The organism is Rhodococcus sp. C-2 (assembly GCF_027854095.1).
Classification (GTDB): Bacteria; Actinomycetota; Actinomycetes; order Mycobacteriales; family Mycobacteriaceae; genus Rhodococcus_F; species Rhodococcus_F qingshengii.
In genome coordinates, this window is sequence record NZ_JAQGFI010000024.1 from 1 (window position 1) to 22,530 (window position 22,530).

A 22,530-nucleotide genomic window follows, 5' to 3' on the forward strand; every position below is an offset into this window, starting at 1 on the left:
GAGAGAACAACACATTGCTTCTTTCCTTCTTTGAAGACCACGTCAGTCAGCCGCGAAGCCAACAGATTATTGCGCGTATCGCACCCGTCATGCCCGAACTCCACATCGACATCATCAGACCATGCCTGACCGAACTGATCTCTGCTGTAACCAGTTTTCGGAGCACGCCCCTTCACCGGAAGCGTCTCCAACAGCGCAACGGAAGAAGCCACATCAACATCGTGCTGACCGACAGAGCTCTCCACAGACAACGATCCTGCTGGGATCACATCCGCCAACGTCGTACTGCAACCGGAAATCGACAACCCGACCAAGGCAGTGACGGCAACCAGGAGGGAACGGGAACGCACCAAGCGACTATGCAACGTGAAACTCCTAAATCATATGCAGTGCAGAGGATCTACACTCTTATCAACAAAACTCATGAGGATGATGTCGGGAAAACCCGACATCAGACCAGTCGTGCTACACATCCACCGAACCCAATCAACCGGCCACATGCGTGATTGAACATGCCATCGTCCCTATCCGTGCGGTCGAATCGGTCGACCGTCACACGACCTGACCATCGTCACTCACATAACTCACACCGTCGACATCGAACGATGGAGCCCCTACCAGCGAGGTTTTGAGATATGTCAAAACTGCGTGCAGATAATTCGGGTATCGCAGCCGTTGTGGCCGAATTCGACGGTGACGTCGTCGGTCCAGGCGGTACCGAACAGCGCGCGGTCGTATCCGGTCTTGGGTGCGCGTCCCTTGACGGGGATCTGTGCCAGCAGTTCAATTGCGGCGGACGAAGGAGCCGAGGCTTCGGTCACGACCGTCGTGGTGACACCGGATCCGATTCCCGAACCAAGAGAAGATGTTTCGGGCGCGTCGGCGTTGGAATTGGCGCAACCTCCCAGCACGATCACGGCAGCAATGCCGATGGTGACGCCGGTGATGCCGCGCCTGTGATGTGCCGTGCGTGCCATGTGTGAGAGTCCATTTCTGCGAGAGATGAACTACAAGTATGTCATTCACGACAATTCGGGCCTAACCGGCACTGTCTGTCAGTCTGGTCGAAGGAACCATCGAGTCACCGGGACCGAGACGAGGACCCGCGGACCGTCACGAGTTTCGTCTGCGGCATCCCAGCCGTCGTACTTCTCGCCGAAAAGTCTCAGGAGGTCGACGAATTCGCCGACATCGTGATGAATTGTCGCGAGGCCCTGTGCGACCCACGGGTCGCCAGCGGATCCGTCGACTGCCAACGAGACCCGAGGATCGTCCAGCAGGTTCCGAACCTTACGATTCTGCTCAGCGCTCGGTATCCAGAATGTGTTCTGATGCAGTAAGAACCAGACCGGAGTCGTGTGCGGCGAGCCGTCGCTTCGGAGGGTGGTCAACCACACGCAAGGAGCATCCGCGATAGTCACGGTCCCAGTATCGGCGCCGGCGCGAGGTTCACCAATCGAGTGTTCGGAACGAACAATGCCCGGCCCTCGCCGTTGGCGAGGACCGGGCATTGTCGGGAAGGAAGTGGAAGCGTCAGATCTCGATCTTGGGGGTCTGTTCGCCCAGCTTGTGGCGGGCCAGTGCCAGGTTCGCACGCGCACGGTCCAAAACGAGGTACACGAACAGCGTCGACAGTCCGGGCGTCTCGAGGACGCGAATGAGGTGGTACTGGTTGCTCAGGGTGATCAGGATGTCTTCCAGGGTGTCGGTAATCCCCAAGTTACTCATCGTGCGGAGCTTTGCTCGCACAACCTCGGAGTTGCCGGCGCCGGCGTACTCGAGGCTGAATGACGGGTTGCCGCTCATGCCGAGAACCATTCCGCTGTCGGCGTCGACGACGGCTGCACCGCTGGCACCGTCGATGCGCATCAATTCGCCGAGGATCTTGTCGATGTTGCTCATTGCTTCTCCTTGGTAGGGCCGAGTCGCGCGGGGCGACTCCAGGTGATGCTTCGGTGGTGAAGTCATCGGTACATTTCGAGGTGGAATCGTTGGTTGCGGCGTCGGGAGTGGGTCGGGCGGCAACTTTTCAGTTTGGGAGATTTGTGGGCTCGTTCCGTTCGGTGCAGATGGGCGGCCATTCGACGACTCGAATTCGTCGATGCGGTCTGCGGGTAGCCAGCCGTCTCCGGCGGGTGCGTTGAGTGGCCGTCTCGTATCCGTCTCGTAGTCCGGGGCCGGCGGCTGGAGTTGCGGATACACCGGTGCGGTCAGCGGTCGCTTGTACGGAATCGGCTGACCACCCGCGTCGGCGACGTTCGCGAACCAGGCGGCGTACCCGGGGTCGCTGCGATCGAGGTTTTGCCCGCGATCGTCGTCTTCCTCGCGGGAACCTCGTCGACGAAAAAGTCCCACTCGTTCCAGCCCCTTATAGACGAACTATTTCCGATCGGAGCGTTCCGGATGAACGCGGCAGACCGGACAATCCCACCCGTAGTTATTTTGCAGTTAAGTCACCGTAGCATGGGTTCGCGAACGGGGCATACAGTCCAATCCCGCAGTCGGGAGGGCGAGGCGCTCGGATTCGGCCGGATGCTCGGGCAATTGGCGCTGACGGGCGATGCCGGTCCGTTCGAACGCCAGTGGCCCTCTGGCATCCTTGAGGGATGAAGAAAACGATCACCGGGTTCATCGGTGCCTGCTCGCTGGTGGCGCTGGTTGCCTGCGGTTCAGACGGAGACAAGCCGACCGAGGTCGGAACACTCACTTCCTCTGCTTCGGCGACCACCACAGCGACGTCGACGACGTCATCCGAGGCTCCGGCGACGTCGTCGGAAATACCTACCGAGACCCCTTCGGTCGACTCGAGTGCTCCGGCTGAGGTCCCGTCCGACCCGAATGTGAGTTCGGCGCTGCCACGGACCTACGCGCAGGCGTGCTCCGACGTTCTCCGGTACCTCGACGCATACCAGCCGGCCATCGACGAGTCCGGAGAGGAAATGGGCATGACGCGTGAATCATTGGCAAACGACATGCTGACCTCCATCCAGGCTTATCCCGAATGGTCGAGCCTGTCTGCCGACGAGCAGGCCGAGGTCACTCGCGGATTCGCCGCAGCGACCGCGGGAAGTTGCTGACCTACTTTCAGAACAACGATTCCTGAATCGCCACGCCAGGGGACTCGAACTCGCCGACGGTGATGGTTCGACCGACCAGTCCGGACACATCCGCGACGAAGCGTGGCGATTCAGGATCGGGGTCGATCCGCAGCGAGGCGATCGAACCGGCAAGGCCCTCCAGATACAAGGAATGTTCCCCGGACTCGAAAGTGTGCGGATACGCGATCAACGGTGCCGCATCGAAGACCACGTCAGCGCACGCCGGCGCCGTCCATTCTTCGGGAGCCTCCAGGATCTCGATTCCGTCGATGTCCGATCCGATGTCATTCAGCTCGTCTTTGATCGACGATACGAAGTGGTGCAACGACTTTCGTAGTTTCTCTTGATCCAAGGGACCTGTCAACGCTTCGATCTTCCGAGACGTACGTATTGCCTGGCTCAAGTGGAAGTGCTCCGAAACTCGGGCTTCGAGGGCGCGAATGCTGTAACCGTCCGTCGACCGCGCTACGAACAATGCGCAGACTGCCCCTTGTTCGGCGACTCGCGGATGCTTGCGGAACTCGGACGCCGTCCCCACCTTCATCTGGCCGCCGGCGAATACGTCGACGTAGAGCCATTGTGGTTGTGCGAGGTAGGTACGCACATTCGGATGAATGTGCGCGCCGCTGACGTGTGCCTGATGAACCGTGGTGAACCCCTCACGATTTCGGCATCGGTCGCATTGGCGTCCTGCGGTGACCGTCGCCCCGCGGTCGCACGGCGAGTGTCCTGGACCTTCGGCGGTGAGATCTCGCCAGCCGAGGCAGCGGCGGCCCTTCGTCTCGTCGACGGAGAATCGCAGCACCGAGTCGTGAGTGAAGAAGGTCGTAGCAGCAGTGGTGTCGTCGACGCATCGGATCCGCGGTGCTGTCGGGTTCGACCAATCGATTCCGCGAACAAGCAGGGTCATGATGAAGTGTCGATTCCTTCTGTAGTTCGCAGGTCGACACCTATGGTAGTCACTGGACATGCGGGTCAGTGCAGTGGTTGTGCCCCACGTTGTTCGAGCATCAGTGTCATCAGCCCGGATTCCTGACTCTGGGTGTTGATCATGTCGCGGGCGGACTGTTTCACCGGCCCGCTCTCGAGCAGGGCATCGGCGGCCTGCGCCATGGCGATCCCGCCACGGTGGTGGCGTTCCATCAGTTGAAGGAAAAGGACCTCGGCGTCGAGCCCGCGAGCGCTGCTCAGTTTCTCGAGTTCTTCGGTCGTAGCCATACCCGGCATGGAGTCGGTCTCGGTGTCCAGCGTTGCCGGGTGATGACGAGAGTCGCCGGCGCCGCTCGGCGACGCCTCCATCCACGCCATCGGCGTTCTACTATTCGGCGGGACACCGGCCAACCTCAGCCAACCGAGCATGACACCGATTTCCGTTCGTTGAACATCGTCGATCTGCTGGGCCAGTCTCGTCACCGCCGGGTCCACATCGGGACTCAGACGCGCGAGAATGAAGAGGGCCTGTTGATGGTGGGCCGCCATGTCGTGCACGAATCCGATTTCGGTTTCGCTCAGAACAGCTCTCTGCGTGTGGTTCTCGGGTGCGAACAGGGGACGTAATGCTGCGCCGAGTACGAGCAGCATCAGTGCCGCGGCCACGAGTGCGACGGCTTTGACCGATCGCGGCGCCGTCATGATCCCACGGTCGTCTTCTGGTCGGCGGGTGGTGTGTAGACACCGTTTTCGAGTTGCATGGCAACAAAGCCGTTGTCGGCGCACGTCGCCCACAACGTGGTCCCGCGCCATTCGGGCGGGGAGAAGCACCAATCGGTCGAGATGTCGCCGAGAGCGACCATGCCCGACCGCGAACTCAGTGCTTGGCCGGGGTCGAACTGGCCCTGCGCGATCGACTGCGCGATTGCCGGGGTGCTGAGAACGGGTACCCCGATGAGCGACGCGAGAGCGTGTGGCGAGTTGGCGAGTTCGAGATTGTCACCGGTCCGAGCAGGTGGATTGAAGTACGCAATTTCGTGGACGTCGAAGGGATCTCGAACATCGAAGACCCGAATCCCGCTCGAGATCCATCCACATGCGAGCGCAGTCGGGTCGACCGGGCGATCTGCCGAACAGTAGTGAGATTCGTACGCGAACAGCGATCCACCGGCCGAGGACGCCAGCGCAGCGTCTTGATTCTCCGGCAGATTGATTTCGAGCTTCACCGAATTGACGACCGACGGTTCGTCGTCATCGGAGACGTCGATCAATTTGACTCCGCCGGAACCACCTTCGTCGACGGTGAACAGGTACGGCGAACCGTCGTAGGTGACCGGAATGCTGTGTTGGGTGGCCCACCCGTCGGTCCACGAGAGCTGGGACAGTTGGCGCACCCGAGGATTCGGGACGCGGCGCTGAACCTCACTGATGTCGAGGACATGTATTCCGCCGAGATTGTTCGACAAGTACATGCGATTTCCGTCGGGACTGATTCCGAAGCCGTGCGTCGACAACCCGATGAGGTCCTGCCAGACGACGCGTGGGTTGGCGGGATCGGTGAGATCGACGGCGCTCACCACGCCGGGAGCGGTGCCGGAAGACCAGTAGGTGTTCCCGTCCGGTGAAAATCCTCCCTCGTGATTGGTGATGGGCAGCAGCATCCCCAGATCGGTTCCTGGTCCGGGGTTGAGTAGTTTCGGGTGCGCGCAATCGGAGATGTCGTAGACCGACATCAGGCCGACGCCGGTCAAGAGCGGAACGCCCGTGCCCACCAGCAGCTTTCGCGCGGTGTTGACCTTGAGGCTCTCCCACGTTCCGGCCAGCATCGCGGGTTCGGTCAGCGTGGCGGTGAGAGCAGGATTGGCAGGATCCGATACGTCGAGAACTTGGACGCCCTGGGCGGGGCCCAGGAGGTTCCCGGGGAAGAAACTGCCGACGTACGAGCAGTGTTCGAAGTTGGTGGACGTGATCCCGCCGCCGCGACCCGAGTAGCCGCCGATCTGAGACATGTTGCAGCTGTAGCCGTCTCGGCTGCGTCCGCTGTTTCGGTCCTCGGCCGGAACATCACCCTGCAACCCGGTCTCGGGCATCGATCCCGGGCCGCATTCGGCGCGGCTTGCGGCGGTGGAAGCGACACCCGGATTCTCGTGGATCGAGCCCGGGGCAGTGGCGGGCTCAGCCGACGCGACGCACACGGGAAGGACGGTGATCAAGGCGACGAGTGCGATGGCAGATCTGGTTCTGATGGTCGTGAACGATTTCATCGAGTCCAACTCCCGGTGCGGGATTGCCTTTCGTATCTCACGGGCAGACGTATCTCACGGACAGGCAGCACGGAGGCAGGCGCGTGTTCGAGCGCTCACGACGATCGGGTCGGGGTGTGAACCGGTGTCGGGCCGCAACCAACCGGACAATGCTGTCCGGTTGGTATCGTAGTGTGCGTGACATCGTCTGGCCGCGTCAATAGCGGATCTCTCAACAGAGGGCCGAGAGATGCGGCGCGCAATCGTGCGGCACTCGTCTCAGCAGCTCGTGAGGTGTTCGCCACTCAGGGTTTTGCTGCTCCGCTCAGCCTGATCGCCCGCACGGCCGGCGTCGGTCAGGGCAGCCTCTACCGGCACTTTCCCACTCGCGAAAGCCTCGCACTCGCGGTGTTCGACGAGAACATCGTCGAGCTGCAAGATATGGCTGCCGATCCGGATTCGACTCTCGACGATCTTTTTCGATTGTTGGTAGACCAGATCACCACCTCCATCGTGTTCGTGGAGGTCATCAAGCCCGTCTCCTTCGGCGACTCACGACTGAATTCGGCAGGCACCCGCCTGACCGATCTCCTCGAAGGACGCCTCGAGGAGGCGCGTCGAGCTGGGAAGATACGCGAGTCCGTGACTGCTGAGGACGTGATCCTGGCGATCGCCATGTTCGCCGCGATCATGGAACGGACTGCCGAGAGCTCGCGAAAAGAAGTCGCGCACTCGGCCTGGAACCTACTTGTGCAGGGACTGGCCGGGCCGGCAGCGGCGGGCTGAGTCGCGTTCGCCTCGCGTCTCGAGGTGATCGCCTAGGCTCGTGGCATGGCTATTGTCTGGACAGTTCCTCGCGCTATCGGCTCCACTTTGCTCGTTGCTCCGTTGATCAAGGAGTTCCTTGTCGAGGGTGACGGCACCCTCGATGCAAAACTGACTGCGGTCGGTACGGTCTCTGCATCTCTCGAGAAGCAAGTCGGCCGCACGTTCACCTCGATCAGCGCTGCTTCGGCGGCAATCTTTTCCGGTGCTGCCGGTTCCACCAGCGTGCCAGACGCACTACGTCTGGCCGTGATGCGCACTCTGTCCACCGAGGTCGTCGTCAGGAAGCCCGCTCCGCAGCCGTTCTCCGAGAAGGTCGGGAAGAGGCTGGGGCAGTATGTCTTTGCTTTGCGTGACCCGCGTAACGACCAGGTGTTCCATGTCGGGCACGGCACGGGAAATCAAGTATTCGCGCCGGTATTCGAAGCGCTCGGTGAACTCGCGAACCTCGAAGGAGCGGACGCTCCGGCCGAGTCGAATGCTGCTGTGACGGCAGCCAAGATCGCTCGGATCCGCGAGATCTACGACGCAGGTTCGGCGGTGGAGCACTTCGTACTCCTCCGCTCGGTCTCTGCCGCCACGGATTCGGCCGCCACTACCGACGAGGTCGTCCGAGGCATCGTGGAAGCTTTGCGGATCACCGACGCGGGAGAGGGTCTGACCAATCTCGCAGGCGATACCTCGGACAAGGACGCCCGTGCGACGCGCGTCGAGGAACTCGCATTGCGCTACTCGGCTGATCCCGCGCCGGAACTCCCGACGCCGAGCATCGTCCTCCACGTACCGGCCTCCGCCCGTCCGGGAGCAACGCCGGAAGAGATCTACGAACTCGCGCGCGCCGAGTGGTCTGCCGGTGCGGCCGTTCGTGCCGAGATCGGAATCCCCGTTCTGGTGTTTGCCGACAGCATCATTCGTGGTGCCTTCCGTGCTCAGTCGTGGGAGGTGTCCACGCGCAACGCCGACGGAAGCCAACTGTGGCGGTTCAACGGAACCGTCGACGACGAGCTTGCTGCCAAGTACGTCGGAACCGAGGTCACCCCGCACAACGTCGGCCTGAAGAAGTGGCCCGTCAGTGGTTGGGTCACGAGGTTGACTACCGCCCGTCCAGGTGCGGTCATGCCGGGACCTCGTAAGTCCAAGTAACGCAACAACTTCAGGTAGAAGGAATTGTGGGGGCGGGATCCGTTCGGATCCAGCCCCCACAATATCGTTGCCCGGGGTTGTCAGCCGAGCAATCCGCTTCCCAGATAGTCGTTCTCGGTGCATCCCGGCGGAATGAGATACACCGCAGAACCGATCGGCGTCGTCCACTCGTTGAGTGCGTCGAAGTCACTCAATCGCTGTTGGACCGGTAGATATTGCTCGGCGATGTCCCGTTGGAATGCTGCGAAGATCAATCCCGAATTCGAGGTCTGCCCGCTCTCGGGTGCGTCGTCGTAGTTGTATGCCCGACGGAAGAACTGCTCCTTCTCATGCGTCTGGTGGGCTCGCGCGATGTGCGATCCTGGCGGGATCACCGGAATGCCGAACTTGTCCGTGAGTGTGAAATCCGCTTCGTCGAATTCGTTGGTTCCGTTGAGCGGAGCGCCATTGGACAACGTGCGCCCCATCGTGAGTTCGCGCCCCGAACGGTCGAGTTCGTCCCAGGTATCCATTTCCATGCGAATGCGTCGCAGTACCAACGAGGTTCCGCCCGCCAGCCACGACTGACCCGCGCCGTCGTGCCAGATCAGTGAATCGAAATCCACTGTTCCCGGAGCAGGATTGACGGTCCCGTCCACTTGGCCCATGAGATTGCGCATCGTGGTTCCCTCAGGCGTGGTGCCGCGAGCGTTGCGGAATCCCTTTTGCGTCCACCGGATGGTTGTCAGTGATCGGACGTTCTTGGTCAGAACTCGCACAGCATGAGCAATGGTCACCGGATCGTCGCCACAAATCTGCAGCAACAGGTCCGATCCGCCCCATCGATCGTCAAGTCGGTCGATCGCGTAGCTCGGCAACGGCTCGAACCAGTCCGGTTGACGTGCTTGCAATCCCAGCTTGGTGAACAGGCCAGGGCCGTAGCCGACGGTCACTGTCAAGCGTGCCGGATCCACAGCCAGTTCCCGTTCGGTGTCCGCCAACGCCGGGTTGCCCGCGGTGAGCCGTGACGCATCCTCGGACCACATCTTCATGATTCCGACGACGACTGCTCGATCGGTTCCAGGCAAGAGGTCGAACCCGATGAAGGTGCCGTGCGCTTGCGGCGTGGTGTCGATGCCGGCTTGGTGGACTCCGTAGAACGGTTCCACCAGCTTGCCTGCTTGCTGCTCGTGTTCGCTGCGCTCGACCACTGTGGTTGCGCCCCAGGTTATTCCCGCCACGCCGAGCGCGGCGGCGCCTCCTCCGAGAAGGCGCCGCCGACTGACTGCTCGGCTGGGCGGGTTCGTGTTCTCAGCCACCGTGATTCGGGTCGTAGTTCTCCTGATTACCGGAGAAGTCGCGAATCTGGGCTGTGAACGTGGTGCTGGAACCGTCGTCGTAGATCAAGGTGAGGTCGGTTTCTGCGCCTGGGAGCAGCGGCGCGGACAGGTCCATGAACATGAGGTGGTCACCGCCCGGGGTGAGGGAGGCGGACCCGTTGGCAGGGACCAGGAAACCGCCGTCCTTGGGACGCATCGTCATCGTTCCGCCGTCGCCGGTCACGACTTCGTGCAGTTCGAGTCGAGACGACGCGGGGCTGGTGGCCGAGACCACGCGTACGTCCTTGTCACTGGAGTTGACGAGTTCGGCGAACGCCGCGCTCATTCCTTCCGGCGCGGCCTTGACCCATTGATCCTGAACTGTGATGGATTGTGCAGCTTCGGTTTCCTTGTCGGAGTTGGAAGAACAGCCGGTCAGGGCGAGAGCTGCGGACAGTGCAACAGCTGCGAATATCTTTGTGCGAACAGTCATGTGTGTCTCCGTAATTCGTGAAGTGTCAGGTGGTGGCACGGCGTTTGAACGCCGCAATGCACAGGTCGATCAGCAGGAATGCGAGAAGGCTGATGCCGAGTAGCGGAACGAACCAGCCGACCAACGCCGTGATCGCGACGAGAGCAACGAGGCCGACCGGGGAGAGGTTGCGGATTCCGCCGCGGGCAGGAACCCGGCCGACTGCCCAGTCGGAGCCACGAGTGGGGCGTCGGCGCCACCACATGATGTAGCCCCGAATGACCACGCTGACCAGTGCGAGTGCCAGTGCGGCGAGTGCGATCTGGTTGGCAAGACCGAACAGCAGGCCCATGTGGAGTTGGATTCCCCAGGCCGAAAGTTTGGCTGCGAGTGGCCAATCCGAGAACCACAACTCGTCGGTGACCTTTTGCGTCGCTCCGTCGATTGCGATGGTGTTGTTGCTGTACACCCAGGGCTGACGTGTCTGGGCGACGGTGAACGCCGTCTCGGCGTTCGCGGGTATCGATACTTCGACAGGACCGGTGATCCCGTTGTACCTGGCGATACCGAGGACGGTGTCGACGCGTCCGACGTTGGTGTCCGTCAGCGTGCCGGTGGCGGCGGGGGCCATGTCGTGACCCTCGTGCCCGCCTGTCGCCGGAGGGGGAGCGTCGCCGAGAGTTTTCACAACTGAGGGCGTCGTCCAACTCAACGCGGTTCTCAGATTGCTGACGTTCTCTCCGGCGTAGGTCGACCACGTGAGGCCGGTCGCCGAGAGGAAGACCAATGCAACTGCTATCCAGATGCCGACGACACCGTGCCAGTTCAGGGTCCGGCTTCGTCCGGTGGATGCTCGGTCGATCGTGAGCAGTCGAGCGTTCCGGGCGGTGCGGTAACGACGGAACCAGAGGTAGACACCGCCGAGTGCGACCACCCACATCCACGACGCGGCCAATTCGCTGTAGAGGCGGCCGGGTTCGCCGAGATGAAGGTGGCGATGCAGTTGGGAGATCCAGGTTCGCAGCGGCAGCGAACCACTGCTTCCGTAGACCGCCAGCTCGCCGACCGGCTGTGCGAGCACCGGATCGACGAAGACGGCGAGTCTCTCCGATTCGCCCAGTGACGGATCGGTGAACAGGACTCGGGTGGTTTCGCCGGCAGCAGGGGACGGACGTACTGCCGAGACCGTCAAGTCGGGGCGGTACTGCTGAGCGGAACGGATCTGGTCGTTCAGTGACGCGATCTGTCCGGTGGTGTCGGTCTGGAGGTAGTCGCTGTAAACGAACTTCTCGATGGTGGGTGCCATCGCGTAGAGGCCGCCGCTCAATGCGGCGATGAGGATGAACGGTCCGATCAGGACGCCGGCGTAGAAGTGCAGACGCAGGATCAGTGGTCTGGCCCCGCCAACCTGCTTCTTCGGGGGAGAACTGTCGTTGGACGCGCGCGTTTGTGCGCGCTCCAATTCGGGTGCGGACATGCGTGTACTCGATCCCGCTGTGCGCCTTTATTAACCGCGGGCGGTTAATAAAGGCGCACAGCAAAGTGGCGCACGTAATCACGTGCGTGAAAGGAAAGGGGAGGTGAGTTACACGAATGCCGGTGGGCCGCGAGTGCCCAGGCCAGAGGTGAGAAGTTGACGCAGAACAACTTTGGCGCGGTATCGAGTACGTGCAGCGAACGGTGACGGTTCAGCTGCCCACGGGCGCAATAGAACGGCGACGATTGCCGCTACCGTCGATGCGGCCACGACGTATCCGCGTTCTGCGCCGCGGATCAGCACTGCGCACACTCCGACGGCAGCGATGTGTGCTGCGAGCATCGGAAGGGACAGGAGCAGGCCGTGTTGATGATCCGAAGCGATGGTCAACGTCGCGTGACCGATGGCCTGACCCGCAGCGAGCATGAGGGCGAGCAAGAGCGCGGGGGAGCGACGGGTGTCGATGGACGTGACCACCGCGCCGACGCTCGCGCAGGCGAGGATCAGCAACACGACAGCGCTTTCGGACGGGGCCATGCCGCCACCACCGAGCGCGTGGGCTGCGACGGAAACCGCGCCGGAGGTGCCGCCCACGAAAGCACCGCGCAGCTGCGCGACATCTTTCGGACCCGGCGTCATACGCGAAAGGATACAGGCGCCTACTACCGGGCTTAGTAGGTGATCGGTCGGGATCGTTTCGGTGGCCGACCGACGAACGCGTTAGGTGGGGGATTTGTCCGATTCGCCAAACTTTGCCGAGGACCGGGTGAAACAAACGTGACGGTCATTTTCCGGTGCCAGACTTGGCTCTGGTCGCCGGCAACGGGTCGACGGCAGGGCAAACACATAGGAGAGTTTCATGAGGCGTCGATTCTTTGCGATATTCGCCCTGATGGGTGCGTTCGGTCTCTTCCTGTCTTCGGTGGCCTCGGCGGACCCGGTCACACGCTCCGTGTCGGGCACCCTTGTCAACTCGTGTAGCGATACTGGCGATCCGGTCGGGATATGGATGGTCGTATGGGATGGCTCGACGCAGATATCCTCGGCCACTGTCGGGGTGGGTGGCGCATACACGATCACGAACGTTCCTCCGGGCAATTACACGGTCAGTCCATACTCGCCGGCTGGATGCGGATCCGTACCCGACAGGACGGCGGTAGATCTGACGACGTCCGACGCGACCGGGATCGACTTCGAGTTGGTGAAGGTGTTCAGCATCGTCGGAACTGTCACTGGGTGTCCGGGTGCCGACGGGGTCGGGGCGTCTGACGTGACGTTGAATCTCCTCGATGCCGGCACGCAAATCGCGACGACAACGACGGATGATTCCGGTGACTACTTCTTTCAGTACAAGCCGGCCAAGGACGGCTATTCCGTAGAAGTGGTTCCCGGCAGCGGATGCGGTGCCGATCCAGCAGCAATTCCGGTGAATCTGAGCACGAATGACGTCACCGGTGTCGACTTCGCGCTCACTGCCGACGGCTGCGATACGGGCAGTTCGTTCGGAAGTGTGGATCTGTCGACGATTTTCGGAAGTCTCGGTAGTTCGGAATTCTGCAGCAGCTGAACACTTGTCCATGAAGGGAGGGCGATCGCCGAGGCGATCGCCCTCTCTTTTCTCGTTTGTTACCAAGGGATTTGCCCTGACATTGCGGAAGGCTGTTTCTAGCGGCAGATGAAGATATCTGTGCCGCATATCGTTACGACGTTCGTATTTGCTGAGATCGGCACAAGCTTGGGGACCAAAGTCATCGAAGTGCGGGTGTAACGGTCTGTTGTGCCACGACGGTATTGAGCAGAGAACGGCAAGCCCGCCAGAGTGATAGCGTCCGAGAGGCTATGTCCGAAATGATTCCGAACTCGACCTAGGAAAACGGTGCGCAGCGATAACAACGGTTCGAATAACGGAGTCCTGGGGAACAACTCCGGAACGACTCAGGGCGACGGCCATTTCGACGCGTCCGACGACGGCTATGCAACGTCGATTCGAACCGTCACCTTCACACCACAATTCGACGAGCCTGCAGCAAAACCGTTGCCCAGTCAGCGGATGCGCCAGCAACGTCGTGAAGAGCCGACCGATTTCCGGACCTCGACGCCCAGGCCTATGACCTCCGTCGACGACCTGGACATCATCAAGCGGGCGAAGCGTCCACCCGAACGCGGTTTGGGCAGTGTGTTGTTCAAACTCACCGGGGGCCGGATCAACACTGGGCAGTCGGCTGCCGAACTCGAACACCAGGCTCTCGTGCGCCGTGCCAACCGAACGGTGCGCGGCGTGTACAAGATTGCTTTCATCTCACTCAAGGGTGGAGTGGGGAAAACCACGGCGGCCAAAACTGTCGGTTCGACGTTCGCATCGATCCGTGGGGATCGAATCGTAGCCATCGACGCCAATCCCGACCTGGGGACCCTGGCTGATCGCGAACGACGTGAACATCACCTGACCGTTCGTGATCTGTTGGCCGACGGTGACATTCGTACGTACAGCGATGTTCGCTACTACACCTCGCAAGGCGACAGCCGACTCGAAATCCTTGCGAGTGAGGCAGATCCGGAAACTTCGGAGTCGTTCAACGAGCAGGACTACCTCGATACTCTCCGAATTCTCGAGGTGCACTACAACATCGTCATCACCGACTGTGGCACCGGAATCATGCACTCGGCCATGTACGGAATTCTCGACGAAGCAGATGCTTTGGTTGTCGTCAGCCCGACGGCTCAGGATGGTGCCCGTAGTGCTGCAGCAACGCTCAGTTGGCTGACCAAGCACGGATACGCAGATCTGGTGAGCAGGTCGGTCGTGGCGATCAATTCGACGCGGCCGGGTTCGTCTTCGCTCGACCTCGATCAACTCGAGGACGTTTTCGCTCAGCGTGGAGTGCGAGCGGTCAAGACGTTGCCCTACGACGATCACCTGGGCGAAGGCGGTCCGATCGACTTGAAGTTGTTGAACAAGCGCACGGCACGGGCATATCTGGAACTCGTCGCAGCAATTGCCGATGGGTTCCCGGACTCGGTGGGCAAGCACGCTTCTCGATAGAACGTGCTCGCCACCGAATCTGATCAGCAGGCTCCGGCGTTCAAGGGTGCCGAAGTATCGCGCCGTATCCGTCGGCGAGAACGAGGCGTTCGTCGATCTGTACCAACTCGGTGCCGGTCCCGATTGCGATGTAGGGGAGTACGCGATCGGCGGGCCCGATCAACTCTCCACTGGTGACTTCCTTGTCGTCAGGATCGGTGAGCAGCAGCGTCTCGACCTTGCCCTGTTCGAGGGCGTCGAGGACGCGTGCGGTCCCGTCGATGGAGAGGCCGGAGTCCCGGCCCTGCTCGGCGACGTAGCGTTCGGTTTCCACATCCATTCTGCGCAGTCGCTGCGTGTCGATCAGTTCACGAATCGACTTGGACACCTCGGCGGGTGTCGAACCGACTGAACGCGAACCCTTTTCGACGTCCACCACCCGTAGCGTCGACGGCAAAAGCTGTGCAAAAGCTTTGCGGGATTGTACTTCTCCGATGACAACTACCAGCGCGACCTTGTGTTCACGGGCGAGCGCCGCCGCGCGCTCCACAGCCTGAGTCAGGTTCTTCCGGATATTCTCCTCCACGAGGCTTTGGCTGTCGGTGTATCGCTCCTGACCGCCCACGTGTGCCTTGTGGACCGGGAAGCCGTCTCCGTCTACCGTTTCGCCGTACACGTCACGCCCGCGAGCATCGCGCACGCACAGGTCCGCGCCAGTGTGGTCGACCTTGGCGATGAGGAACGGTTCGGTGTCGTATCCGTGTGCGATCAGTGGAATCAGGTAGGGCAGTTCGCCCAAGGTCGCGATAGTGGAGCCGGCAGGTTCGAGCAGAATATCGTCGATCAGCACTGCCTCGGAAGTGGCGACGATCGCGCGCCCGGCGCGACCTGAGATGCCGTGATGGTTGTCCTTCACCTCGTCCAGTCGTGCGATCAGCGATTCCGATGCTCCCTGTTTCGTGAGTTGATTGCGCATCGAGCGCCATTCGAGTTCGAAGCGCTCGCGCGCATCTTCCCGGTTACGGACGTCTTCGAAGTACACGGAGACAAACGGGCCGTCACTCGAACCGACCTTCTTCAGTCGCCCAGCATGCATGTCGGCTCCCTTCTGTAGTGGTCCTATGCCGCGTACCCGACAACCGGTGATTCGACACGACCGCTTTCAGTTCGCACGTTTGTTCGACTGCTGGTACTGTCTGTGAACGTGAGGGTGGTGCAGAGGGAAGCCTGCATCACCTTCACGCCAAGAGCCCGGGACCTGCCGCCGACTGCCTTCGGCGGCAGGTCCCGATTCTGCTTACTCGGCGTCGTCAGTGCCCTTCGACCTGTCGGAACTCTTGCGCCAGTGGGTGAATCGTTCCTTGATGTCCGACGCTACATCGCCGACGCCATTCCCCACGGCGCCCACCGCACCGCCCAATCCGCTACCGATGTCGCGCACCATGCGGATCAAAGGGTCCTCCGACTCGTCGAAGTTCTGCTTGTAGGTCTTGGCTGCATTCTTGAACTCGTCGCTGATCTTCGCTCCGTCGTCATCGCCGCGACGGGGGTAGTTTCCGCGCAGAATCGCGGCGTAGTCTCCGCTGTCCACCCACTTCTTGAGCTCGGCGGCGCGAAGCACCGAGAACGGGTGAGAGAGCAGTTCGATGTTGAGGAGCTTGAGTACACCGTCGCGGAGGTCGCCGCTGGCGTCGTACTCGGCGGCCTGGGCAAGAAACGCGTCGATGTCGATTTCACTGACTCGGGATCCGCCCGCCAATTTCATCTGGACGCGAATCGCGGTGTGTACGTCCTGCCCGCACAACAGTCCGGCACGATCACCGGACAGTTCTGACTTGCGCTGCCATTCCATGAGGGCGGCGATGATCGCGCGCAATGCCCACCCGCCGACGGGCAGCCATCCGATGGTTCCGGCCAGTCGCATCAAATGCATCAGGATGGTCCGATACACAGCATGACCGGACAGCGCGTGGCCAAGTTCGTGGCCGATGATGAACCGCTGTTCCTCGTAGTTCATCACGTCCAATAGGCCGGTAGTGACCACCATGAACGGCTTGTCCATGCCGATGGTGAAGGCGTTGACCATCGGGGTCTGGAGTACGAACAGCTCGGGTGTCTCGTCGGCCTGCAGGATGTCGACGCAGTCACGGCGCAGGTCGTTCAGGTCGCTGAACTGGCGTTCGTCGACTCGCACCGACGTGGCCAGGTACATGAGGCGGTGCTGACGTTCTTGGAGCAGTCCGGACAGCGTCCGCAGGACAGTGTCGAACCCCCGAAGCGTCCGGAGCGTCACCAATGCAGCCCGATCGGCTGGGTGTTCCCACGCACGCGAGCTGATGTCCGGGAACTCGATTCGGGTGCGATCTGGTGCAGTGGTCATGGTGGCCCCTCACTTCGATGTGTGTCGACTCACCTCCAGGGTAACGACTAGTCGGTTTAGCGTGGATTTCCGGCAGCTCACTCGGTGGGCTGGGGGAGCGTGCAATCGGTGACTTTGGGGTTGACGCCGAAGTAGTTCAGCGGACCCGCGATGACCGTGAGCGCGATGGTCCCGACGCCGGCGCAGTTGGTCGGCGAACTGCTGTAGTAGCCGCGTTGGCCGGCCGCGACGGCCCCGACTATCAGCCAGATCAGAACGATCAGAGTCACAATTCTCATCATGGCGGGCTCGATTCTTCAAATATTATGGTGCCCAGCGAAATACCCGGTCAGAGTGGGTATGAAACGCTCTGCCGACGGGTATCCGCGGTGTATGCGGCTCGAGGCGGGCGTATCCGCCCGAGTGAACGCACTGAAGGAGCTTGTGATGATCATCCTCGGCGTGATCCTGCTGATAATCGGTTTCGTGGTGAACATTCCGATCCTGTGGACGATTGGTGTCGTCTTGCTGGTGATCGGAATCATCCTGTACGCGCTGGGCGCGGCCGGGCACGCCATCGGTGGTCGGCGGCATTACTACTGATCCGTTGTCGGCTCGTCGTGCGTATCCGTGCCAGTCGGCGCGGTCGGTACGGTGCGCTGAACGGCACGCGCAATCAGTTCCCGAAGGCAGACCTGGCGCAGCGTTCGCTGTTGCCAGTCGCTGCCGTTGCCTGTGACTGACTTGAGCTGCAGCGCCGGCTCCACGCTCGAGTACTCGCCTCCCTCGTCGAGGGAGTCACGGACATGGATCAGGAGCCGGTGCAACAGTTCCGTGGCTGAAATTCTTTGTGAGGTAATCGGATCGATCGACGCTCCCAGGACGCCTTCCTTCGCGGACACCCAGGTTGCGAGGCGGACGCTCTCGAGGGAAATGTTCGGAGCCTCGATGCCCCGGTCTATCGCGCGTAACGCAGTTGCCACCAGAGCCCGTCCAAGGGTTGCAAGTAGCGCTGCATCCTCTGCTGTCGGCTGAACGTCGCAGACTCGGATCTCGACGGTCGGTAGGTGGCAGGAAGGTCGGATATCCCAGTAGGCCATCCGCTTGTCGAGCATCACGCCGCAATCCACCATCTTCGCAACCGCGGTGTCGAAGTCCCCGGTGGTCTCGAAGTACGGCGGCGGCCCGGCGACTGGCCACCTGGACCATTGGATCGCCCGCCAACTCGCGAAGTCGGTGTCGACTCCTTGGTGGACACGGGAATTGGCGCTCAGTGCCAACAAGGCGGGCAACCAGATGCGCACGTGATTGCAGACCTGCACGGCCTGTACTTGATCAGCGACGCCCACATGTATGTGGCAACCGCAGATGCTTTGTTCGGCAGCGAGGGCGCCGAAGCGTTCGCCCATCCGGCGGTAACGAGGCGAGTCGCTGATCTCGAAACGCGAAGGCCCCGAAAGCGATGCGCCGACGGCCAACAGCCTGCAGCCGTTCAACTCGGCAGCTTTTGCCGCGAGCCGACGCATGTCGGTCAAGTGGGTTCGGAGTTCGTCGATGCCATGGCACACGGGAGAGTTGGTCTCGACTTGGCAGCGGGACAACTCGAGCTGAAGATCCAATCCCAGTGTCGACGCGGTTTCCGCAACCGCAGCATTGTCGGTGGACGGCAACCAGGAGGTCGGGTCGACGAGGATGAATTCTTCTTCGACGCCGACGGTCGGGGTCGTCGATTCGTGGCGGCCAGCGGTGGATTCGGTCGAGCAGGTGGCGCCCATGCTCGCGTCTACCCGGTCGGTCGAAGGCGGAAACCGACCCGAGGAAGCCCCGTTCTCGTCGGGAGAACGGGGCCTGTGGTCGGCCTTGCCAACATCTCGGAAGCGTCAACGAGTCCTTGCACACCGTATGAATCTGGGGACTGGCGTGCCTGGGAAAACGTACTGTGTCGGACTCGGTAAAACGAGACCCCAAGGCATGTCTCACCCCCTATTTCACCCTCGTGTGGACTTGTCCGCACACCCTTCGCCGAGTCGCGGATCATGACCTGGCGGCCTGCGGTGGTGCAGTCTCGGCTTTATCCGTGGGGCCGCCGTTATCGAGCAGATTCCGAGAATGCGAACCCATCTAAACTAACGTCCAGCATTCGGATGTGGCGTTCTGGCGGAGTGTGTGGGTTCGGTGAGTCAACAGATATTTGATCAGTTAATCGCGTGCACAGCATCCGGAGAAGTTGTGGAACTTTCGAACTGGTATTGCGTTTCACCAGCGCAAATCTTCAGTGGTCATGGGTAAAAGTCAGAAGATGGGAGAAAGTGCCTGGGATTGTGTTGCTACCGGTTCGTTATCGCAGACGAATGTCCACTATGTGCGTGGATGACGACTCTTGAAGGCGGGCAAAACTGCGTGTCAGCTGTGTCGGAGCTTCCTCTGTCTTTGTGTTCTTGGATTGAGAGTTTCACCAGGAATATCTTTCGTGATCGACGCGCCGGGAAATTTTTCTCAAGATTTACCCACTTGCTAATTGGGGAATTCAGCGGGTTGCAGAAGACTGAAATATTGCGGGTGGGAGCTGTTATTTCCGGTGATTTGCCCATATCTTGCTGAGTGGCGTATTTGCGACCGAAGTGTCGCGCGGTCGAGAAATAATGCTTTTCATGCTTTACATTGGAAATTGCAAGATGCACGTTTCATCCTCAGTGTTAAACGAAAGGACGAACGCAATGGGTAGCTTGGAAGATTTCGACATCGCGGCACTTCTTCAGAAGGTCATCGCATTCTTCGACGGATTCTCGTCGGACGAGACCGAGACCCCCACGGGCTAAGACTTAGCGAAGCCGCTGTGCATCCGGATGACACTGGATGTGCAGCGGCTTCTCTGTATCCGGCGCCTTCATCGGCGAAGGCAATGAATCGGCGTGCGTGGTTTCGGCCCGCCACTGGGCACTAACTGGTTGCATCCGTCTGGATCAAGAGCATCGCGTCGTCGACCGGATCGAAGTACAGAGCCGGGTCGGCAACCAGTGCAGCGTCGTCACCATGAGTTTGCATGGTGACAACCCAGGCACGATCGTCGTGTTCCACGTAATAGGCACCCGCGAGGACCCCGATGGAACTGCCGCCCTTGAATCCGCCGTAAGTGAACCATTTCGCGGACTCGTCACTGAGCGCCGGATCCTCGGCGAGAATGTCTCGAACCGGTGCGCCGCTCTCGGTCTTCGCCTTCTCTTGCAACGTGACCAACGCGGCACGCAGGTCGGCAGGCGAGGCGAACCAATCGATGTCGAAAGGCCATGCGGGGGTGGTGAATGCTGACGCCGGGATGTCCACCAGGCCGCCAGGTAGTGCCGCGAGTATCGCTCGACGCTCGTCCGGAGTTCCGTCGCGCCAAGCGATACGTTGTGCGCCTTGGCCACCCCAGCCGAGTTGGAACAGTGCGCGAGTCGGCTTGAGCGGGATGTTGAGCGAACGATTTGCCATGCCCATCGGGGCGAATTCGGCTTCTACCTGCTCGCGCCCGACAGCAGCGATCAGCATGTCGGTGGCGGTGTTGTCGCTGATCGAGATCATCTTGCCGGCGGTATCTCGGACCGTGACTTCAGTTCCCGATGGCAGGTCCTGCATGGTCCCGCCGGGCATCGATTTGAGGTCGTCGGTGATGGTGAGCTTCTGATCCCAGGAGAGTGTCCCGTTCTGGACGGCCGTCGCGACCGCGCCGAGAACGTACAGCTTGATCGTTGACCCTGTGGGCTGTGGTGAGGTGTCGCCGACACTGAAGACTTCGGCGTTCTTTCCTTCGGTGACCTCGGTGACGGTCAGATTGGTCGGCGCGGGAAGCGCTTTGACAGCTGCCTCGAGTTCTTGCCAAGATGCGGCCGGCACATGAACGTCCTTGGTCGGTGTGATCGCCATCCCGAGGATCAGCCCGTTGCCGTCGACGACGACGTTGACGTCGAACGCACCGCCGGAAGTGCTGGTGATGGAAACTGTGCCGTCGGAGTCGCCTCCCTTGTACTTCACTGTTGTCCAAGGCAGTCCGGCTCGGATGGAGTCGAAGTCCGGAGGTGTCAGGACTACGGGTGCAATGGGCCCGAAGTGTTCGGCGATTTCTTCCTGGGTCAACGGCGTGCTCGTGTTGAACGCACTGAGAAGCCAGGTGATCTGCTTGCCGACGGAGCTGTCAGGGATCGTGACCGTAGCGGGTGCCGCGGTGGGGGAGGTCTTTGTGCTGTTTTCAGAGGTTTGTGCGGAATCAGTCCCGGAAGTACATGCGGCGAGGGCGAATACCGCTGCGGAGGCAAGTGCTACCAGCGCGAGCGGGCGGCCCTTCCTGCGTGTGTGTTCGAGATTCATGGACTTATTTCATCAGCATCTTCTTCGGCGCGCGTCCGTCTGAGGTGTAGACATACTCAGCCTGAGGTACTGAATCGCTTCATTCTGGAGTACCGTCAACCACTTGTAGTGGTGACACGCGCCTTGCCGCTGGACAAATGGGAGAAAGGCTGCACTCGAAGAACTTTCGTGATGACTGCGAGAGCTAGTTCTTGGTCGCGGCCAAAAAGGACGGTTGCGTTGACAGCGCTGCGATTTCTTCGGGGAGTTCGGGGATCCGGCGATCGTACAGTTCTGCCAACTCGACCGAGCTGAAGCGTCGGACAGTCCAATTGTGTTCAGCTAACCACTGGCCCGGATCGGATCGCTTGTCGCTGTAGAACAGTTGCGAAATGTCCAGGTCTCCGAACGGGTCCTTGGCGAAGTACTTGGATCTGATGGCCGCAAGCTTGCTCGGGTCGGTTCCGGCCGGAAAGTCGTTCACCGCCAAGCGACTACCGGTGGCCGAGAGTTTGTCGATCCGCTCGAACAGGGCGTCGTGGGCCGGGCCGGGGAGATAGGCGAGCAGGCCTTCCGCCGACCAGGCCGTGGGTTCGTTCGGGTCGAAACCAGCCTCCTCGAGTGCGGCCGGCCAGTCGTTTCGCAGATCAGTAGGCACAGTGCGTCTATCGGTCTTCGGCTGGGCGTCGTGCGCAGCGAGCACTTCGGCTTTGAACTCCAGCACCTTTGGCTGATCCACTTCGAATACCGTCGATCCTGAGCTCCAATCCAGCCGGTACGCACGCGAATCCAACCCTGCTGCAACGATTACCGCCTGCCTTACTCCGGATTCGGTTGACGACGAGAAGAATTCGTCGAAGAACCTGGTTCGCAACCCCATGAAACCGCCGAAGGGCGTGTCCTCGAGGAGCGTGGGATCTTTCAGAAGAGCTGTGAAATGCGGCTCGGCTGCAGCTTCTACGAACCACGATGCGAACTTGTCTTCGATGATCGCGTCCGGACGGGTGCTCTCCAGTGCTCGGAACGTTGCCACTGCCAGCGCAGTAAGTCCGACGCTACTGACGATGTCCCACGTATCTCCATCGCTCCGCATTGTCTGGGTGTCCTTCCGCTCTTGACGACTGAGCCGAACTCTCTCGACCCTACGCCCGTGTGACCCCTCGTCGCCTGGAACGGAACGGTCGGACTTGGAGCAGCAAATACACGCTGACCGGATCGAAAAATTCTGCAGTGCAAGGCGTTCGGTTTGAATCAGCATCCTGCCAGGAATTTGCCAGGTCAGTGCCAGTGAGCGGCAAGGATGCAGGACTTCACTGGGGTGTGCCTCAGGGCTGAGA

At 61.0% G+C, this 22,530-nt stretch carries 22 protein-coding genes and 1 pseudogene; 6 read left to right on the forward strand and 17 right to left on the reverse strand.

Translation table 11 applies throughout. From position 1 onward, the window contains the following. From PCS43_RS31775 to PCS43_RS31790, 4 genes and pseudogenes are all read right to left on the reverse strand, one after another. Positions 1-350: pseudogene (locus tag PCS43_RS31775) on the reverse strand (hypothetical protein); the annotation flags it as partial. A gap of 288 nt (positions 351-638) precedes the next feature. After that, on the reverse strand, positions 639-977 hold the full coding sequence (locus PCS43_RS33580) for a hypothetical protein (RefSeq protein WP_230691590.1): 339 nt from the start codon (positions 975-977) through the stop codon (positions 639-641). A 78-nt stretch (positions 978-1,055) separates the two neighbouring features. Beyond that, positions 1,056-1,421, reverse strand: coding sequence for a pyridoxamine 5'-phosphate oxidase family protein (locus PCS43_RS31785; protein ID WP_047269305.1), 366 nt, complete (start codon positions 1,419-1,421; stop codon positions 1,056-1,058). Between the two features lie 112 nt (positions 1,422-1,533). Further along, a complete protein-coding gene (locus PCS43_RS31790; protein ID WP_020906454.1) occupies positions 1,534-1,902 on the reverse strand; it encodes a hypothetical protein in 369 nt (122 codons plus the stop codon). Positions 1,903-2,606: 704 nt separating this feature from the next. On the opposite strand from PCS43_RS31790, the gene PCS43_RS31795 reads away from it, so the two are divergent. Then, positions 2,607-3,077 (forward strand): hypothetical protein, encoded by a 471-nt coding sequence (locus PCS43_RS31795; RefSeq protein WP_003945723.1) that lies wholly within the window; start codon positions 2,607-2,609, stop codon positions 3,075-3,077. A gap of 7 nt (positions 3,078-3,084) precedes the next feature. Here the strand turns inward: PCS43_RS31795 and PCS43_RS31800 are convergent, their stop codons facing one another. The 3 genes from PCS43_RS31800 to PCS43_RS31810 form a co-directional block, all read right to left on the reverse strand. Beyond that, positions 3,085-4,008, reverse strand: a complete 924-nt coding sequence (locus tag PCS43_RS31800; protein ID WP_136471543.1) for a DUF2797 domain-containing protein — start codon at positions 4,006-4,008, stop codon at positions 3,085-3,087. 65 nt (positions 4,009-4,073) lie between these two features. Next, positions 4,074-4,730, reverse strand: a complete 657-nt coding sequence (locus PCS43_RS31805; protein ID WP_064112936.1) for a DUF305 domain-containing protein — start codon at positions 4,728-4,730, stop codon at positions 4,074-4,076. Next, positions 4,727-6,292, reverse strand: a complete 1,566-nt coding sequence (locus PCS43_RS31810; RefSeq protein ID WP_118605125.1) for an LVIVD repeat-containing protein — start codon at positions 6,290-6,292, stop codon at positions 4,727-4,729. The genes PCS43_RS31805 and PCS43_RS31810 overlap by 4 nt, the downstream gene beginning before the upstream one ends. A 177-nt stretch (positions 6,293-6,469) precedes the next feature. Here PCS43_RS31810 and PCS43_RS31815 point away from each other — a divergent pair, with 177 nt between their 5' ends. Next, positions 6,470-7,057 carry a TetR/AcrR family transcriptional regulator gene (locus PCS43_RS31815; RefSeq protein WP_223304676.1) on the forward strand — a complete coding sequence of 196 codons (588 nt, stop codon included), beginning with the start codon at positions 6,470-6,472 and terminating at the stop codon, positions 7,055-7,057. Between the two features lie 45 nt (positions 7,058-7,102). Beyond that, on the forward strand, positions 7,103-8,239 hold the full coding sequence (locus PCS43_RS31820; protein ID WP_047269279.1) for a GIY-YIG nuclease family protein: 1,137 nt from the start codon (positions 7,103-7,105) through the stop codon (positions 8,237-8,239). A gap of 80 nt (positions 8,240-8,319) precedes the next feature. Here PCS43_RS31820 and PCS43_RS31825 read toward each other — a convergent pair whose 3' ends face one another. From PCS43_RS31825 to PCS43_RS31840, 4 genes are all read right to left on the reverse strand, one after another. Continuing rightward, positions 8,320-9,537 (reverse strand): Dyp-type peroxidase, encoded by a 1,218-nt coding sequence (locus tag PCS43_RS31825; RefSeq protein ID WP_047269280.1) that lies wholly within the window; start codon positions 9,535-9,537, stop codon positions 8,320-8,322. Then, positions 9,530-10,030, reverse strand: a complete 501-nt coding sequence (locus PCS43_RS31830; protein ID WP_003945769.1) for a copper chaperone PCu(A)C — start codon at positions 10,028-10,030, stop codon at positions 9,530-9,532. Before PCS43_RS31830 ends, PCS43_RS31825 begins: the two co-directional genes overlap by 8 nt. Positions 10,031-10,055: 25 nt before the next feature. Then, positions 10,056-11,486: a PepSY-associated TM helix domain-containing protein gene (locus tag PCS43_RS31835; RefSeq protein ID WP_007734624.1), complete on the reverse strand. Its 1,431-nt coding sequence runs from the start codon at positions 11,484-11,486 to the stop codon at positions 10,056-10,058. 108 nt (positions 11,487-11,594) lie between these two features. Continuing rightward, positions 11,595-12,125, reverse strand: coding sequence for a hypothetical protein (locus PCS43_RS31840; protein WP_007734626.1), 531 nt, complete (start codon positions 12,123-12,125; stop codon positions 11,595-11,597). A gap of 220 nt (positions 12,126-12,345) precedes the next feature. On the opposite strand from PCS43_RS31840, the gene PCS43_RS31845 reads away from it, so the two are divergent. Then, positions 12,346-13,053, forward strand: a complete 708-nt coding sequence (locus PCS43_RS31845) for a collagen-binding protein (protein ID WP_058037547.1) — start codon at positions 12,346-12,348, stop codon at positions 13,051-13,053. 309 nt (positions 13,054-13,362) lie between these two features. Continuing rightward, a complete protein-coding gene (locus PCS43_RS31850; RefSeq protein ID WP_003945525.1) occupies positions 13,363-14,529 on the forward strand; it encodes a MinD/ParA family ATP-binding protein in 1,167 nt (388 codons plus the stop codon). Positions 14,530-14,569: 40 nt separating this feature from the next. Here the strand turns inward: PCS43_RS31850 and PCS43_RS31855 are convergent, their stop codons facing one another. From PCS43_RS31855 to PCS43_RS31865, 3 genes are all read right to left on the reverse strand, one after another. Further along, on the reverse strand, positions 14,570-15,604 hold the full coding sequence (locus PCS43_RS31855) for a baeRF2 domain-containing protein (RefSeq protein ID WP_209907814.1): 1,035 nt from the start codon (positions 15,602-15,604) through the stop codon (positions 14,570-14,572). A 201-nt stretch (positions 15,605-15,805) separates the two neighbouring features. Beyond that, positions 15,806-16,888, reverse strand: coding sequence for a M48 family metallopeptidase (locus PCS43_RS31860; protein ID WP_042452503.1), 1,083 nt, complete (start codon positions 16,886-16,888; stop codon positions 15,806-15,808). A 77-nt stretch (positions 16,889-16,965) separates the two neighbouring features. After that, on the reverse strand, positions 16,966-17,169 hold the full coding sequence (locus tag PCS43_RS31865; protein WP_003945456.1) for a hypothetical protein: 204 nt from the start codon (positions 17,167-17,169) through the stop codon (positions 16,966-16,968). Positions 17,170-17,314: 145 nt separating this feature from the next. On the opposite strand from PCS43_RS31865, the gene PCS43_RS31870 reads away from it, so the two are divergent. Then, positions 17,315-17,470: a DUF6131 family protein gene (locus PCS43_RS31870; RefSeq protein ID WP_003945912.1), complete on the forward strand. Its 156-nt coding sequence runs from the start codon at positions 17,315-17,317 to the stop codon at positions 17,468-17,470. On the opposite strand, the gene PCS43_RS31875 is transcribed toward PCS43_RS31870, so the two are convergent. The 3 genes from PCS43_RS31875 to PCS43_RS31885 form a co-directional block, all read right to left on the reverse strand. Next, on the reverse strand, positions 17,464-18,642 hold the full coding sequence (locus tag PCS43_RS31875) for a carboxylate-amine ligase (protein WP_209907816.1): 1,179 nt from the start codon (positions 18,640-18,642) through the stop codon (positions 17,464-17,466). The two genes, PCS43_RS31870 and PCS43_RS31875, sit on opposite strands and share 7 nt — an antisense overlap. Before the next feature lie 1,165 nt (positions 18,643-19,807). Continuing rightward, positions 19,808-21,214, reverse strand: a complete 1,407-nt coding sequence (locus tag PCS43_RS31880) for a serine hydrolase (RefSeq protein ID WP_209907818.1) — start codon at positions 21,212-21,214, stop codon at positions 19,808-19,810. A gap of 184 nt (positions 21,215-21,398) precedes the next feature. Beyond that, complete coding sequence (locus tag PCS43_RS31885; RefSeq protein ID WP_161120320.1) at positions 21,399-22,286, reverse strand: class I SAM-dependent methyltransferase; 888 nt, start codon at positions 22,284-22,286, stop codon at positions 21,399-21,401. Positions 22,287-22,530 lie beyond the last annotated feature (244 nt).

What these genes read in the sequence shown, in the direction of transcription:
- PCS43_RS33580 (WP_230691590.1), bottom strand. Translation starts at nt 977, where the DNA reads ATGGCACGCACGGCACATCACAGGCGCGGCATCACCGGCGTCACCATC.
- PCS43_RS31790 (WP_020906454.1), bottom strand. Translation starts at nt 1,902, where the DNA reads ATGAGCAACATCGACAAGATCCTCGGCGAATTGATGCGCATCGACGGT.
- PCS43_RS31795 (WP_003945723.1), top strand. Translation starts at nt 2,607, where the DNA reads ATGAAGAAAACGATCACCGGGTTCATCGGTGCCTGCTCGCTGGTGGCG.
- PCS43_RS31800 (WP_136471543.1), bottom strand. Translation starts at nt 4,008, where the DNA reads ATGACCCTGCTTGTTCGCGGAATCGATTGGTCGAACCCGACAGCACCG.
- PCS43_RS31805 (WP_064112936.1), bottom strand. Translation starts at nt 4,730, where the DNA reads ATGACGGCGCCGCGATCGGTCAAAGCCGTCGCACTCGTGGCCGCGGCA.
- PCS43_RS31810 (WP_118605125.1), bottom strand. Translation starts at nt 6,292, where the DNA reads ATGAAATCGTTCACGACCATCAGAACCAGATCTGCCATCGCACTCGTC.
- PCS43_RS31820 (WP_047269279.1), top strand. Translation starts at nt 7,103, where the DNA reads ATGGCTATTGTCTGGACAGTTCCTCGCGCTATCGGCTCCACTTTGCTC.
- PCS43_RS31830 (WP_003945769.1), bottom strand. Translation starts at nt 10,030, where the DNA reads ATGACTGTTCGCACAAAGATATTCGCAGCTGTTGCACTGTCCGCAGCT.
- PCS43_RS31835 (WP_007734624.1), bottom strand. Translation starts at nt 11,486, where the DNA reads ATGTCCGCACCCGAATTGGAGCGCGCACAAACGCGCGCGTCCAACGAC.
- PCS43_RS31840 (WP_007734626.1), bottom strand. Translation starts at nt 12,125, where the DNA reads ATGACGCCGGGTCCGAAAGATGTCGCGCAGCTGCGCGGTGCTTTCGTG.
- PCS43_RS31845 (WP_058037547.1), top strand. Translation starts at nt 12,346, where the DNA reads ATGAGGCGTCGATTCTTTGCGATATTCGCCCTGATGGGTGCGTTCGGT.
- PCS43_RS31855 (WP_209907814.1), bottom strand. Translation starts at nt 15,604, where the DNA reads ATGCATGCTGGGCGACTGAAGAAGGTCGGTTCGAGTGACGGCCCGTTT.
- PCS43_RS31860 (WP_042452503.1), bottom strand. Translation starts at nt 16,888, where the DNA reads ATGACCACTGCACCAGATCGCACCCGAATCGAGTTCCCGGACATCAGC.
- PCS43_RS31865 (WP_003945456.1), bottom strand. Translation starts at nt 17,169, where the DNA reads ATGATGAGAATTGTGACTCTGATCGTTCTGATCTGGCTGATAGTCGGG.
- PCS43_RS31870 (WP_003945912.1), top strand. Translation starts at nt 17,315, where the DNA reads ATGATCATCCTCGGCGTGATCCTGCTGATAATCGGTTTCGTGGTGAAC.
- PCS43_RS31875 (WP_209907816.1), bottom strand. Translation starts at nt 18,642, where the DNA reads ATGGGCGCCACCTGCTCGACCGAATCCACCGCTGGCCGCCACGAATCG.
- PCS43_RS31880 (WP_209907818.1), bottom strand. Translation starts at nt 21,214, where the DNA reads ATGAATCTCGAACACACACGCAGGAAGGGCCGCCCGCTCGCGCTGGTA.
- PCS43_RS31885 (WP_161120320.1), bottom strand. Translation starts at nt 22,286, where the DNA reads ATGCGGAGCGATGGAGATACGTGGGACATCGTCAGTAGCGTCGGACTT.